The organism is Oceanisphaera sp. IT1-181, from assembly GCF_033807535.1.
Taxonomy (GTDB): Bacteria; Pseudomonadota; Gammaproteobacteria; order Enterobacterales; family Aeromonadaceae; genus Oceanimonas.
On record NZ_CP136856.1, the window covers coordinates 2101315 to 2116825 of the forward strand.

The 15511-nt window shown below is 50.3% G+C and carries 12 protein-coding genes and 2 tRNA genes; all 14 read right to left on the minus strand.

The features are described from left to right. Window positions 1-52 precede the first annotated feature (52 nt). A complete protein-coding gene (gene yegQ, locus R0134_RS09390; protein WP_319781634.1) occupies window positions 53-1456 on the minus strand; it encodes a tRNA 5-hydroxyuridine modification protein YegQ in 1404 nt (467 codons plus the stop codon). A gap of 164 nt (window positions 1457-1620) precedes the next feature. Next, window positions 1621-1965 carry a NirD/YgiW/YdeI family stress tolerance protein gene (locus R0134_RS09395; RefSeq protein ID WP_319781636.1) on the minus strand — a complete coding sequence of 115 codons (345 nt, stop codon included), beginning with the start codon at window positions 1963-1965 and terminating at the stop codon, window positions 1621-1623. A 1021-nt stretch (window positions 1966-2986) separates the two neighbouring features. Beyond that, window positions 2987-5215, minus strand: coding sequence for a polyribonucleotide nucleotidyltransferase (gene pnp / locus R0134_RS09400; RefSeq protein ID WP_413641458.1), 2229 nt, complete (start codon window positions 5213-5215; stop codon window positions 2987-2989). A gap of 364 nt (window positions 5216-5579) precedes the next feature. Beyond that, the gene (rpsO, locus tag R0134_RS09405; protein WP_319781638.1) at window positions 5580-5849 is read right to left on the minus strand and encodes a 30S ribosomal protein S15; all 270 of its coding nucleotides are present in this window, start codon (window positions 5847-5849) and stop codon (window positions 5580-5582) included. Window positions 5850-6089: 240 nt separating this feature from the next. Beyond that, window positions 6090-7025 (minus strand): tRNA pseudouridine(55) synthase TruB, encoded by a 936-nt coding sequence (truB, locus tag R0134_RS09410; RefSeq protein WP_319781639.1) that lies wholly within the window; start codon window positions 7023-7025, stop codon window positions 6090-6092. 2 nt (window positions 7026-7027) lie between these two features. Further along, window positions 7028-7480, minus strand: a complete 453-nt coding sequence (gene rbfA / locus R0134_RS09415; RefSeq protein ID WP_319781640.1) for a 30S ribosome-binding factor RbfA — start codon at window positions 7478-7480, stop codon at window positions 7028-7030. Window positions 7481-7610: 130 nt separating this feature from the next. After that, a complete protein-coding gene (gene infB, locus R0134_RS09420) occupies window positions 7611-10310 on the minus strand; it encodes a translation initiation factor IF-2 (protein WP_319781641.1) in 2700 nt (899 codons plus the stop codon). Window positions 10311-10329: 19 nt separating this feature from the next. Next, window positions 10330-11832, minus strand: coding sequence for a transcription termination factor NusA (nusA, locus tag R0134_RS09425; RefSeq protein ID WP_319781643.1), 1503 nt, complete (start codon window positions 11830-11832; stop codon window positions 10330-10332). Window positions 11833-11846: 14 nt separating this feature from the next. Further along, window positions 11847-12305, minus strand: a complete 459-nt coding sequence (gene rimP / locus R0134_RS09430) for a ribosome maturation factor RimP (protein WP_319781644.1) — start codon at window positions 12303-12305, stop codon at window positions 11847-11849. A gap of 186 nt (window positions 12306-12491) precedes the next feature. Further along, window positions 12492-12568: transfer RNA gene (locus R0134_RS09435), tRNA-Met, on the minus strand. A gap of 83 nt (window positions 12569-12651) precedes the next feature. Further along, a tRNA-Leu gene (locus R0134_RS09440) sits at window positions 12652-12738 on the minus strand. Window positions 12739-12745: 7 nt separating this feature from the next. Further along, window positions 12746-13105, minus strand: a complete 360-nt coding sequence (gene secG, locus R0134_RS09445) for a preprotein translocase subunit SecG (protein WP_319781646.1) — start codon at window positions 13103-13105, stop codon at window positions 12746-12748. Between the two features lie 153 nt (window positions 13106-13258). Beyond that, a complete protein-coding gene (gene glmM, locus R0134_RS09450; protein WP_319781647.1) occupies window positions 13259-14584 on the minus strand; it encodes a phosphoglucosamine mutase in 1326 nt (441 codons plus the stop codon). Window positions 14585-14613: 29 nt separating this feature from the next. Continuing rightward, complete coding sequence (folP, locus tag R0134_RS09455) at window positions 14614-15447, minus strand: dihydropteroate synthase (RefSeq protein WP_319781648.1); 834 nt, start codon at window positions 15445-15447, stop codon at window positions 14614-14616. Between the last annotated feature and the right edge of the window lie 64 nt (window positions 15448-15511).

Sequence of the window (15511 nt, forward strand, 5' to 3'; positions counted from 1 at the left end):
CGGGCCATTCCACCTTCACACTTTACCCCTCACCCCTCACCCCTCACGGTTATTACTTAAGATGTTTCAGCAAAATCGCAAAGTCCGCATTGATAGATTTATCTAAGGGAATAAATACTACATGGCCGCTGCCGGGCGCGACCTCGACTAACTCACCTTTACGGTTTTTAATCTGCTCCAATACGAAACTGATATTACCGGCAGGCGTCATTAGCTCTAGTAGATCGCCAACGCTAAATTTATTTTTTACATCCACTTCGACCCAGTCGCCATTACGGCGAGTCACGTCGCCAACAAACTGCTGTTGAGTCGACACCGAATGGCCGATTTCATAGTTTTGATAATCGCTGTGGGCGTGGCGCTTCAAAAAGCCTTCTGTGTAACCACGATGGGCGAGGTTTTCCAGCGTACTCATCAGGCTGACATCAAACGGCTTGCCGGCCACCGCATCGTCGATGGCTTTGCGATACACCTGAGCGGTGCGTGCCACGTAATAAAACGACTTGGTACGGCCTTCAATTTTTAACGAATGCACGCCCATTTGCGTTAAGCGCTCTACATACTGCACGGCTCGTAAGTCTTTGGAGTTCATGATGTAGGTGCCGTGCTCATCTTCATAGGCTGCCATATACTCGCCAGGTCTATTGCTTTCTTCTAGCAGCACTGGATGCTCATAAGGTGCACCGGCACCGAGTGTGGGAGCAGGGCTTTCGTTAAAGGCTTCTTTTGCAGGGTCTATCTTTTGCACCACAATCGGCTCTTGGCGATGCACAATTTGCCCAGCATCGTCTTCTTTGGCTGCATGTACCTTATATTCCCAGCGGCAAGCATTGGTGCAAGTTCCCTGATTGGGATCGCGCTTATTGATGTAGCCAGACAATAAACACCGGCCCGAATAGGCCATGCACAGCGCGCCGTGCACAAACACTTCTAACTCTACTTTCGGGCATTGGGCACGAATTTCTTCGATCTCTTCCAGTGATAATTCCCGCGATAAAATCACCCGCTCTATGCCGTATTCTTGCCAAAACATCACTGACGCCCAGTTCACTGCGTTAGCTTGTACCGATAAATGAATACTCACCTCGGGGAAATGCTCACGCACCAACATGATTAAACCCGGATCTGACATAATGAGCGCATCTGGGCCCATATCAATCACCGGCTTCATATCACGCAAAAAGGTTTTTAGCTTGGCGTTATGGGGCTGAATATTCACCACTACGTAGAATTTTTTGCCCAAGGCATGGGCTTCATCGATGCCAATCTTGAGATTCTCATGGTTAAACTCGTTATTGCGCACCCGCAGCGAATAACGGGGCTGGCCCGCATAGACAGCATCGGCGCCATAGGCGAAGGCATAACGCATGTTTTTTAAGGTGCCCGCAGGCGACAGCAATTCGGGAATGAAGCCGGGAGTAATAGGGGGCGTAACAGCAGTAAGAGCGTCGGACATTAAGTTAATCTCTGATATCAAGTCAGTAGGCCGCCATTTGATGGCGGCCGAATCCGGCATTTTACTATGCCAAGTGCTCAATATCGAGGGACTCACTCACTCATTGGCGCGCGGCTTGATTAGGATCAAGCTTTCATGTGGCATGAGATTAATGAAATCAAGGGTTAGCGGGCTAACTCTAAGTGGTCCACTTCCAGTTCATTGCCATGATCTTCCTCTTCTAATTGGCCCCAAATGGTGAGTCGGGTGCGCGAGCTGGCGCGCATATTGCGCCATTTATCTTCATCAATTTCCACCACTATGGTGCCGGTGCCATCTTGAAACAGGTATTTTTCTTTACCGACTTGCTCGACCACATAGCCAGTGAGGCGAATATCATGGTCGTCATTCATGCGCAGCGCTTGGGCCACCGAGACCTGAGGTTGGTCATAAGAAAAATTAGAGCCAGCAACCGCAGTGCCTGCCAGTAGGGTTAAGCCCAAGGTGGCGCTAAGCAGAGTTTTATTCATGATGAGCCCTTTAATTTATGGTCTGTAGAATAGCTTTATGGGAATAATTTTTGCCGAGAATAGTCATTACTCATCAGGGTGACTAGCGATTAAGGTTTCAATCGGACAAGTTTGGACCACTGGATCAGCGCCGAGCACCCAGCGCTTAGCACCAAGCTCAACAAAGGGCGGTGTTTATCTTTATGCTGTCATCCTCTTGAGCGTCAGGATCTCGCTTTGGCTCTTAGTGACTAAAGACTTTTTTGCCACGGAGCGCACGGAAAAATAGTGATCAGATCTGAATAACATCGGTGAAGGGTGAAGCGTAAAGGGTGACAGAGGGGGGGAAGAGAGCGCGCTAATTGCAGCACCGAAATCCGCTCTTATACCAATCGTATTAATTATTTGGTCAGCCTGACAGCTGGATTTAATGTGATTGTTTTTTGTAGTGTGCCCACCTTGTTGGTAGGTAAAGAGTATCGGCACGGTTTGGGTTTTGTTATTAAAACCATCCTGCTTCGCAGGACCACCGAACAAGTGGGTGGACTACAACACACGCTTTTTGTAGAAGCCTGCTTTAGTTAGCTATGCAATGGGGCTTTTATGTCGATCTTAAATAGAACGATGATTTAGTGTGTTTGGTATTATTTTGTCTTTGCGAGCGTAGCGTGGCAATCCACTCTTTTAATTCAGCATTCAGCATTTAAAACCATGGATTGCCGCGTCGCTGCACTCCTCGCAACGACGAGCTGGAGGATATTGCGAGCTCTGTGCCGCTCTTAATCTTTAGCTCGGCGCTGTTTTTGGCCACCATCCTATTGAGCGTCAGGAGCTCGGTTTTAATGTCTGGGTTTATCCCCTCACTCCTTACACATCACCCTTCACAGTCTTTATAAGGATCTGGACACTAGGCACGGCCTGTTAGGACGCTCCGTCACAGCCAAAATCGGTAAGGGATGAAGCGCAAAACTATTGATAACCATAAAAAAAGCCGAGACAGTGTCTCGGCTTTTTGTTTGCTATTTTTGACGTATCCGGCTAATTACTCAGCGGTTTTATCGTCATTATTAGCAGGTGCAGCTTCATCTGCTTGAGCAGGGGCTACGGTAACTGTAGTTCTTGGAGCAACAGTAGCCGGTGTAACTACTGGAGCAACTACTGGAGTGGCTGTTGTTTGAGTAGCCTCAACGGTAGGCGCAGTTTGCACTGGCGCTTCAGTTGTGGCTTCTGTGGTTTGCTCTTCTGCTACGCTTGGCTCTTTCGCTTCTTTAATGGATAAGCGAATGCGGCCTTGGCGGTCCACTTCTAATACCTTAACGGCAACCGTGTCACCCACAGTCAAATGATCCGAGACGTTTTTAACGCGCTCTTCGGTGATTTGTGAGATGTGCACTAAACCGTCTTTGCCCGGCAGAATGTTAACGAAGGCACCAAAGTCGGCTAGACGTACTACCTGACCTTGATAAATAGTGCCTGGCTCCACTTCTGCGGTTAACTGCTGAATACGGCTAATGGCCAATTTTGCAGCTTCGCCATCAACGGCGGCAATTTTAACGGTGCCATCGTCATCCAGCTCTATGGTAGTGCCGGTTTCTTCGGTCAGCGCACGAATAGTGGCGCCACCTTTACCAATCACATCACGGATCTTCTCTGGGTTAATCTTGATGATGTGAATGCGCGGTGCAAAGTCAGAAATCTCTTCGCGTGGCGCTTGCATGGCTTCGTCCATCACTTTTAGGATGTGCAAACGGGCGTTGCGCGCCTGATTTAATGCCGCTTCCATGATGTCTTTGGTAATGCCTTCGATTTTAATGTCCATTTGCAGTGCGGTAATACCCTGAGTAGTACCGGCCACTTTAAAGTCCATGTCGCCTAAGTGATCTTCGTCACCCAAGATGTCAGACAAGACGACATAACCTTCGTCTTCTTTCACCAAGCCCATAGCAATACCGGCCACTGAGGCTTTAATCGGCACACCTGCGTCCATCAATGCCAGTGACGTACCGCACACGGATGCCATAGAAGAAGAACCGTTCGACTCGGTAATCTCTGCAACCACACGTACGGTATACGGGAAGACGTCAACGCTTGGCATAATTGCCGCCACGCCGCGCTTAGCCAAACGACCGTGACCAATTTCACGACGCTTAGGGCTGCCCACCATGCCAGTTTCGCCGACACAATAGGGAGGGAAGTTATAATGCAGCATGAAGTTGTCGGTGCGGGTACCGGTCAGCTCATCAATCATCTGAGCATCACGCTGCGTGCCGAGCGTGGCAACCACTAAGGCTTGAGTTTCACCGCGCGTAAACAGTGCCGAGCCGTGAGTGCGTGGCAATAAGCCGGTGGCCACATCCAATGCACGGATCATGTCCGGTTCGCGACCGTCTATACGCGGCTCACCGCGCACGATACGACCACGGACTATGTGCTTCTCAAGGGCGGAGAAGTGCTCTTGTACTTCTTTGGTATTTTGCTCTGGGTTACTGGCTAATACCGCCGCCATAACTTTAGCTTTGATCACGCTCAGTGCATCACGGCGCGCGGTTTTATCGGTAATGCGATAGGCTTCGCCCACCTCATCCGTTGCCAATTCAGCCACTTGGGCTTTCAGCGCTTCATTTTGTGCTTTTGGCTGCCAATTCCAAGGCTGAGTACCCACTTCGGCAGCAAATTCTTTAATGGCGGTCACGGCAGCATTCAGTTGCTCATGGCCATAGACCACAGCACCTAACATCACTTCTTCTGGCAGGATATTGGCTTCAGACTCAACCATCAATACCGCATTCGCCGTACCGGCAACCACTAAGTCCAGCTCACTGTTACCAAGTTCAGTCACAGTCGGGTTTAACACGTACTCGCCATTGATATAACCCACGCGTGCAGCGCCGATTGGCCCGGCAAACGGCAGACCTGAAATGGCCAAGGCCGCAGAGGTACCCAGCAGCGCAATAATGTCCGGTGAAATCTCAGGATTCACAGATACGACAGTGGCAATCACTTGCACTTCGTTTTTAAAGCCCGCGGGGAATAACGGACGAATAGGACGGTCAATCAAACGTGAAGTTAGCGTTTCACCTTCTGATGGGCGGCCTTCTCGTTTAAAAAAGCTGCCAGGAATTCGGCCTGCCGCATAGGTGCGCTCTTGATAGTTAACGGTTAACGGAAAAAAGTCTTTGCTTTCATCCGCATCGCGCTTGCCCACGACAGTAACCAGAACGGCGGTATCATCAATGCTGGCCATTACGGCACCGCTTGCCTGACGCGCCATAACGCCAGTTTCTAGGGTTACCGTATGTTGGCCATACTGGAAGGTTTTTACGATAGGATTCACGTTTTAGATTCCTTAATATATGTTTTTAGTCTTTTAATATACCGCCACAGTATACGTGATTATGGGCTAAAGCACAGCGAATGCGGGTGGGCGTAAGTGCGAGGGGTAATGTGTCAGATGTCAGGAATGAGGCACAAACACAGCCGTACGCTTTACGCCGTAAGCTGTACGATAAAAACGTTAAACCTTCGTCAGTCGAACGTAAGGCGCGAAACGTAAGGCGTACCGCGTGAGGCTCGAACTAAAAATCAGGCAACAAAAAAGGGGCCTAAGCCCCTTTTTGTTAAATTGAGTGTGTCGATTAACGACGCAGACCCAATTTAGCTATCAGTGCACTGTAACGTGCTACGTCTTTACGCTTCAAATAGTCCAGCAAGCTACGACGCTGAGATACCATGCGCAACAGACCACGACGGCTGTGGTGATCGTGGATGTGCTGCTTGAAGTGACCTTGCAGGTGGTTGATTTGCGCGCTCAGCAAAGCAACTTGTACTTCAGGAGAACCTGTATCGCCTTCGCCACGAGCGTTATCAGCTACGATTTGCGCTTTAGTTTCTGCATTTAGTGACATCTTGTGTACTCCAAAAAAAATGAATGTTTTCTCCAGCCGATCACTAATTCAGCTGGAAAGTAAGCTGCGCATTCTACCAGCTGCATCTGTGTTAGCAACCAGAAAATAGCGAGCCCGGTAAATAAATCAGTTAAGCCCTTAGCCGTAGGTCACGCGTTTTACGTTTAACGTATAGCGTACGGCGTATAGCGTACGGCGTATAGCGTACGGCGTATAGCGTACGGCGGCCTAGTGTCTTATTTAACGAACCAGGCGTTTGGGGGCCACTTTGCCGTCGTCGTCGATTTCGCCTACACCGATAAACACGCGTTGCTCGCCCACCGTCATGCGCACTTGACCCGACGCGGGCGCACCGGCTACTTGTACCGCTTGACCTTGGTTAATGTAACCGGCCACCAGCTCAGACATATTGACTTCCGCCAGGCCTGCCACGGCCGTATCCATGGGCAGCAACAGTGGGTCCAGCTCCAAGCGCGGCAATATCTCCTGCGCTCGGCAATGCTCGAGCATGGCTTCCAGCTGCTCAAGGGTCACCATGCGCTCACTTGGATAGCTGGCCACCGCTAAACGGCGCAATACCGCCACATGGGCGCCACATCCCAGCATCTCGCCCAAGTCATCGACGATAGTGCGAATATAAGTGCCCTTGCTGCAGTGAATTTCTAACTCCAGCTCGTCGCCTTCAAAGCGCACTTGGATCAGTTCAAACACCGTAATCGGGCGCGACTCACGTGGCACCTCTATACCTTCACGCGCGTAGTGATATAAGGGTTTGCCCTGATATTTTAGCGCCGAATACATTGACGGAATTTGTTGTGTGGTACCGCGAAAACTGTCCAAGGCTAACGCCAAAGCGTCGGCGGTCACATTAACGGGGCGCGTCTGTACCACTTCGCCATCGGCATCACTGGTATCAGTGCGCTGGCCGAGCTTGGCCACCACGCGATAGCGTTTATCTGCTTCCAGCAAAAACTGGGAGAACTTGGTGGCTTCGCCCAAGCAAATGGGCAGCATACCGGTGGCCAGCGGATCTAGCGCACCTGTGTGCCCCGCTTTTGCCGCCGCATAAATGCGCTTCACTTGCTGCAACGCATCGTTAGAAGTAATGCCTGCTGGCTTATCTAGCAGCAGGATGCCGTCTACCGCACGGCCACGAAATTGACGCTGACGGCCCATAATTAATCCTTCTTTTCTGCTGCTTGATCTTGGTCCTGATCGTCGTTTTGGTCAGCATCAGCCTCTGGCTGGTCGGTACCAAACTCTTGGCTACGACGCTCATCTTCGGCAATGGTGCTAGAGACTAAGGTCGAGATGCGCATGCCTTCTACCAAGCTCTGATCATAAGTAAAACGCAAATCAGGGGTGATACGCAGTCGCATGGCTTTGCCCACTAGACTGCGAATAAAGCCACTGGCGTCTTTCAGTACTTTCATACCTTGAGTAATGTTCTCAGGATCGTTATCCAAGAAGGTCACAAACACCTTGGCTGAGCTTAAATCTTTAGACAGCTCAACACCGGATACGGTGATCAAGCGCAGTCGATCATCTTTAATTTCGCGCTGCAGGATCAAGGCAATTTCTTTTTGTAATTCCTGACCTACACGACGTGAACGGCTAAATTCTCTCGCCATAATATTGTAATCCCATTAAAAAAGGAGCCTTTAGGCCCCTTTAGATTGATTAAGTTAACATAAGAGCGGCCCTCAGCCCGAGGCAAAGGGCCTACTCTTTCAACCTTTAGTGGTTCAGGTCGGCGTGCCTTTACAGGGTACGCTTTACTTCTACGATTTGGAAAACCTCAATCTGGTCGCCCGGACGTACGTCATTATAGTTCTTCACCGCGATACCACATTCCATGCCATTACGCACTTCTTGCACATCGTCTTTAAAGCGACGCAGAGATTCCAGCTCGCCTTCGTAAATCACGACGTTATCACGCAGTACTCGAATCGGGTTGCTGCGCTTCACGTTACCTTCAGTCACCATACAACCGGCCACTGCGCCAAACTTAGGCGAACGGAACACGTCACGTACTTCGGCCAAACCGATGATTTCCTGCTTAAATTCAGGAGCTAACATGCCGGTCATGGCCTGTTTCACTTCGTCGATCAGCTCATAAATCACGCTGTAGTAACGCAGGTCGATTTCTTCCGCTTCAATCATCTTACGAGCAGAAGCATCGGCGCGCACGTTAAAGCCTAAGATAATAGCGTTAGAAGCCGCAGCCAAGCTGGCGTCAGTTTCGGTAATACCACCCACACCAGAACCGATGATCTTCACTTTTACTTCGTCCGTAGACAGCTGCTCAAGTGAGTCGGCAATGGCTTGAATTGAACCTTGTACGTCAGCTTTAAGTACTAGGTTAACTTCTGCAACTTCGCCTTCTTCCATGTTAGCAAACATGTTTTCAAGCTTAGCGGTCTGCTGGCGAGCCAGTTTCACATCGCGGAACTTACCTTGACGATAGAGCGCCACTTCACGGGCTTTCTTCTCGTCACGTACTACGGTTGCTTCATCACCGGCTGCCGGTACACCGGACAGACCTAAGATTTCCACAGGCATAGAAGGACCGGCAGTCTTAATGTCACGGCCTAACTCATCGCGCATGGCACGTACACGGCCATATTCGAGTCCGCACAATACGATATCGCCTTGGTTCAGCGTACCTTCTTGTACCAATACGGTTGCAACTGGACCACGGCCTTTATCTAGACGTGATTCAATCACCACACCAGACGCCATGCCATCAACCACTGCATTTAGTTCTAATACTTCAGACTGCAGCAAGATAGCTTCCAGCAGCTCATCGATACCTTCACCGGTTTTAGCCGAGATATAGGTAAAGATGTTTTCGCCGCCCCAGTCTTCTGACATCACGCCGTGCTGAGACAATTCGCTCTTCACGCGATCGATATCTGCTTCGGGCTTATCCATCTTGTTGACGGCCACAATCAAAGGTACTTTTGCGGCTTTCGCATGCTGAATAGCTTCAACGGTTTGTGGCATTACGCCATCATCCGCCGCCACTACCAAGATAACGATATCAGTAGCGCTGGCACCACGAGCACGCATAGATGTAAACGCCGCGTGACCTGGGGTATCTAAGAAGGTAATAGAGCCATTCTCGGTTTCTACGTGGTAGGCACCAATATGCTGAGTAATACCACCGGCTTCGCCAGACGCTACTTTAGCGCGACGAATATAATCCAGTGTAGATGTTTTACCGTGGTCAACGTGACCCATGATGGTCACTACAGGTGCGCGTGTTTCACGTGCCGCATCTGTGTCGCGATCTTGCAACACGTGCTCTTCTAATTCGTTTTCACGACGCAGAATAACCTTGTGGCCCATTTCTTCTGCCACTAGCTGGGCAGTTTCTTGGTCAATCACTTGGTTGATGGTGGCCATGGCACCCATCTTCATCATCACTTTGATGACGGCGACGCCTTTAACGGCCATCTTGTTGGCCAGCTCAGCCACGGTAATGGTTTCGCCAATTTCCACGTCACGATTCACGGCTTGCGCCGGCTTTTGGAAGTCGTGCTTCATGGAGTTAGGCATCATCACCTTGGCGCGCTTACCTTTACGCAGACGCTCGTTACGGTTTTCACGCTCAAGACGGTCTTCTTTCGACTTACCGCCACTGCGCTTCTTACCACCGGTGCTACGACGGGCTTTATTTTCTTCAGACTTATCCGCTTCATCTTCGGCGGCTTTGGCAGAGGCGTTGGTCATCACATGATAGTCTGCGTCTTCTGGTTTCTTGGCCGCGGCGGCTTCTTCAGCCCAACGCTTTTCGTTTACTTCTGCCAATTTGCGCACTTCTTCCGCTTTTTCTTTGGCATCTTGCTCGGCCTTACGCAAGATTTCTTGCTCACGCTGCGCGGTTAACTTTTCTGCTTCGCTCTTGGCCATATCGTCCACCTTTTTCGGCTCTTTGCTTTGGGGTTTTACTTTCCCCTGCTCTTTGGTGTTCTGAGCTTGCGGCTGAGCCTGGCGAGCTTTGTCTTGCGCGTCATGCTTGGCTTTATCTTGCGCTTCACGTTTGGCTTTCTCTTCTGCCTCACGTTTGGCTTGCTCTTCTGCTTGCTGTTGAGCCTGCGTTTCTGCTGCTAAACGCGCCTGCTCTTCTGATTCTTGTTGACGCTGCAGCTCTTCAGCCGTGTCACGTCGGACGTAAGTGCGCTTCTTGCGTACTTCCACCTGTACTTCTTTGCTCTTACCGCCGACCACGGGCACATTTAAGGTGCTCATGGTTTTGCGCTGAAGCGTCATGCGCTTTGGCTCATCCGCGGCTGCGCCATGCTGTTTCTTGAGAAACGTCAGCAAATCGGCTTTTTCGGTTTCCGATACGGAATCACCGAGCGATTTTTCCATGCCGGCTTCACGAAACTGCTGTACTAGACGGTCAACTGATGTGTCTATGTCGCTGGCGAGCTGCGATAATGTAACTTCTGCCATTAATATACCTCCGCTGATCTTATTCTTCGGTCTGGTCACCAAACCAACAGATATTACGGGCCGCCATAATCAGCTCCCCAGCTAGGGTTTCACTCAGATCTTCAATTCCTTCAAGATCGTCAATGCCCTGCTCTGCTAGTTGTTCCAGATCCGCAACACCACGGGCGGCAAGCGCGTACGCCAGCTCCCGGGTCATGGAGGGCAATGCGAGCAAATCTTCTGCTGGCTCTACCCCTTCGAATGATTCTTCTTGCGCTAGCGCCCGAGTGGTCAGGGCAGCCTTCGCACGATTACGCAGCTCCTCCACCATCTCTTCATCTAGGCCTTCAACGCTCAACAACTCGCTGACCGGTACATAGGCAATTTCTTCCAAAGAGGAAAAGCCTTCTTCCATGAGCAAGCCTGCAAAATCATCGTCGATATCCAAATGCTGGATAAAGAGATTGATGATCTTGTCGCTTTCGACCTGATGTTTGTTCTGCAAATCTTCGACCGTCATCACGTTCAGCTCCCAGCCAGTAAGCTGGGCGGCCAAACGTACGTTTTGACCATTACGACCGATGGCTTGCGCCAAGTTACCTGACTCCACGGCAATATCCATGGAATGCGCATCTTCATCTACGATGATGGAAGATACGTCAGCCGGCGCCATCGCGTTAATCACATACTGAGCAGGATTATCATCCCACAGTACGATATCAACGCGCTCGCCATTGAGCTCACCGGATACGGCTTGCACTCGGGCGCCACGCATGCCCACACAGGCACCAATAGGGTCTATGCGGCGGTCGTTGGTTTTAACGGCGATCTTGGCGCGGCTACCTGGGTCGCGTGCAGCACCCATGATATCGATAACTTCTTCGCCAATCTCTGGCACCTCAATGCGAAACAACTCTTTTAAGAAGTCGGGGTTGCTGCGGCTAATAAATAGCTGTGCACCGCGTGCTTCTGGACGCACGGCATATAATAAGCCACGCACCCGGTCGCCGCTGCGAAAGGTTTCGCGCGGTAACATGTCTTCGCGGAAAATCACCGCTTCGGCGTTATTACCCAGATCTAAGATCACATTCTCACGGGTGGCTTTTTTCACCACGCCGCTGATGATCTCACCTTCTTGGTCTTTAAACTGCTCAACCACTTGCATGCGCTCAGCTTCACGTACTTTTTGTACGATCACTTGTTTTGCGGTTTGCGTGGTGATGCGGTCAAAGGTCACAGAATCGATGTCGTCTTCCACGAAGTCGCCAATTTGAATTTCTGGCTCATCAATTTGTGCCGCTTCCAGCGTAATTTCGGCGTAAGGGTTGGTCAGGGTTTCCTGACTTTCCACTACTTGCCAACGACGGAAGGTTTCGAAGTTACCGCTCTTACGATCGATTTCGACCCGTACTAGGATATCTCCGTCATATTTCTTTTTGGTAGCCGTGGCTAATGCCGTTTCTAAGGCTTCAAAAATCTTTTCGCGAGGCAATGCTTTTTCGTTAGAAACCGCATCTACCACTAGCAATATTTCTTTATTCATGTCCGACTGCCTCGTTAGTCAAAGTTCGGAACCAGATGTGCTTTTTGGATATTAGCGAAAGCAATCGGGAACTCAGTTCCGTCTACCTCCAGTCTGATCAGGGTGTCATCTACTGCCACTAGGAGTCCGCTTAACTTACGACGATTATTCACCGCCATGCGCAGGGACAATTCAACCTGTTCGCCAATAATGGTCTGGTAATGAGCAGGTTTGAATAAGGGGCGAGCCATACCTGGCGAAGAAACTTCCAGATCATATTCGGTAGTAATGGGATCTTCCACGTCCATTACGGCACTCACCTGCCGGCTGACCTCGGCACAGTCGGCGACTTGAATACCGTTTTCATGGTCGATATACAAACGTAAGGTCGAATGCCGCCCGGCACGGACGAATTCGAGCCCTAGCAATTCAAAGCCCAAAGCCTCTACGGGCTCTGTCAGCATTTCGGTCAATCGTTGTTCCAATGTAGCCAAAGCTACCCTCCGAAAACAAAAAAAGGGCTCGCAGCCCAGTGAATGTGCACCCTAATTGGGTGCTAACGTGCAGATAACAAAAAGCCCCGATCATCAAATCGGGGCTATTCACCTGGACCCTGACTGTTGTCTTACGACAACCACTTATCACACGGTAGCTTCACCACTGCAATAAATGTGAGGTATTGGTTGCGGGAGCCGGATTTGAACCGACGACCTTCGGGTTATGAGCCCGACGAGCTACCAGACTGCTCCATCCCGCGTCCGAAAAATTACGTAGAATTAAACTAATTCAAACTACGTGAAATTATAGTTATTTTGAATTTAAAATTCAAGCTAACATAATTGGTGCCGTGAGCGGGAATTGAACCCGCACGCCCATACAGGCACTACCCCCTCAAGATAGCGTGTCTACCAATTCCACCACCACGGCAAATCTTTTACTCAGGTACGTCGCTGCTACTAACAGAAGGTACATCACTGTTATTAACACCTGGGACGTCCCCTGCAGGAGTACCTTCTTGAACTACAGGTTCAGAAAGATCATCCCACTCACTTCCTTGCTGGGTACTGTTACTGGATAAATTACCCAGCGCCAGACTCACAATAAAGAAGCCTGCTGCCAGCAATGTGGTCGCTTTCGTTAAAAAGTTACCTGAACCACTGGAGCCAAAAACGGTATTGGAGGCACCTGCACCGAAGGAAGCGCCCATATCGGCACCCTTACCTTGCTGAATCAACACTAAGCCAACTAAGGTCAGTGCGATAAGCAGATACACCACTAAAAGAATTTCGTACATCAGCTACACCTTTGCTTGACGTCTGAGCCCCGCATCAGACTACTGTCCGGAGCGGGGCTAATACTAGCCATAGGCTTAATGGGTTACAAGCTCAATTTCAAAAAAAAAGCGCAACTGAACGAAAAGCCAGCAAAAAGACCATTCCATCGCCGTTTAACGTACCGCATCGCCAATATAATGGGCTAATCGACTGACCAGCTCCAGTTCAGCGCCTTCCACCATTACCCGGATTAACGGCTCTGTACCAGATTTTCTAAGTAGCACCCGTCCAGCACCGGCTAATTCCAGCTCAGCTTGGGCGACACGCGCCTGTACTTCTTCGTCATTCAGTGGATCCGTGCCGGCACTAAAGCGCACATTGTTCAGCACTTGGGGATACAGCACCAAGCTTTGGCTTAAGGTATGCAAGTCTTGCTGACTGTCGACCATGGCACGTAATACTTGTAAAGAGGCCACAATGCCGTCGCCGGTACTGTTGTGATCTAAGCTAATAATGTGCCCGGAATTTTCGCCGCCCAGCTTCCAACCGCGTTGCTTGAGTTGCTCCAACACATAACGATCCCCTACATTGGCGCGTACAAAAGGAATATCTTGTTTCGCTAACGCCAATTCCAGTGCCATATTGGTCATCAGCGTGCCTACCACGCCGCCACCTAAGCTCTCGTGTCGCTGGGCGTGCTGCGCCATGATATAGAGCAATTGGTCGCCATCCAATAAGGCACCAGTGTGATCCACCATGGCTAAGCGGTCACCATCGCCATCATAAGCAATGCCTAAGTCAGCGCCCTGCTCTAATACCGCGGCCATTAAGGCTTCCGGTGCGGTTGAGCCCACTTGGTCATTAATATTCAGGCCATTAGGCTGGCAACCGATGCGGATAACTTTTGCACCCAGCTCTTCAAATACCGCCGGCGCTATATGGTAGGTGGCACCGTGGGCACAATCGATAACGATGGTTAAGCCGTCGAGATGCATTTCTGAGGGAAAGGTGCTCTTGCAGAACTCGATATAACGCCCTGCCGCATCGTTAATACGACTGGCTTTGCCTAATAACTCTGAGGACACACAATCCATGGGTTGATCGAGCATGGCTTCAATGGCCAGTTCTACTTCATCGGGCAGCTTGGTACCGTCATGGGAGAAAAATTTAATGCCATTATCATAATACGGATTATGGGAGGCACTGATCACAATACCGGCTTCGGCCCTAAAGGTACGGGTCAAATAAGCAATTGCTGGGGTTGGCATAGGGCCTAACAAGGCCGCTTGCACGCCCGCGGCAGACAAACCTGCTTCGAGTGCGGATTCCAACATATAGCCAGAAATACGGGTATCTTTGCCGATTAACACTTTCTTCGTGCCGGTTTGTGATAATACCTTACCCGCGGCCCAGCCCAACTTCATTACAAACTCAGGTGTGATGGGATATTCGCCCACATGACCACGAATACCGTCAGTACCAAAATATTTTCTGCTCATTTTTTATCCCTGATGCTTATTTCTGATTCTTATGCAAGATGGTCTGCCGCATATTGCCAGACGCGCAGCGCGTCAGCCATTTCTTTAACATCATGCACCCGTAGAATATGGGCACCTTGAGTTATCGCAAATAAGTGCGCGGCAAGACCGCCTGCTAATCGCTGGTCTACTTCACGCTCGAGCAACTGCCCCAGCATTGACTTGCGTGACATGCCCACCAGTAACGGCAAGCCTAATGACTGTAACTGCCCAAGCTTGCCCAGCAATTCATAATTATGGTTCAAGCCTTTGCCAAAACCATAGCCCGGATCTAAGCACAATCGCTCACGATTGATCCCTACCTCGACACAGGCTTGCACGCGCGCATGTAAAAAATCCACTACCTCGGCTGTCACGTCTTGGTAGTCCGGCGCCTGTTGCATGGTGCGGGGCAAACCCTGCATGTGCATCAAGCAAATGGCCGCACCGCTGTCGGCTGCCACTTGTAAGGCATTTGGCTCACGCAAGGCTCGAATATCGTTAATCAAGTCGGCGCCCGCGCTTACTGCCTCTTTCATCACCCTTGCTTTGCTGGTATCAATCGAAATCCAACAATCCAGCTCTTGGCGTAACAGTTCAATTACCGGGATCACTCGGTCTAATTCTGCTTGCTCGGCCACCGCATCCGCACCGGGGCGCGTAGATTCGCCACCAATATCAATCAAGGTAGCCCCATCCATCAGCATCTGTTTGGCGTGCTTAAGGGCTGCTTGTGGGTCAATAAAGCGCCCGCCGTCAGAAAAGGAGTCGGGGGTTAAATTTAAGATGCCCATGATCTGCGGGCAAGATAAGTCCAAGCTTTTACTAGTGCTCGATAGCAGCATAACCATTTTCTCAGTAAAGGGTCTCAATCAGTCTCAGCCAAGAGTTCCAATTAAGAACATCAAT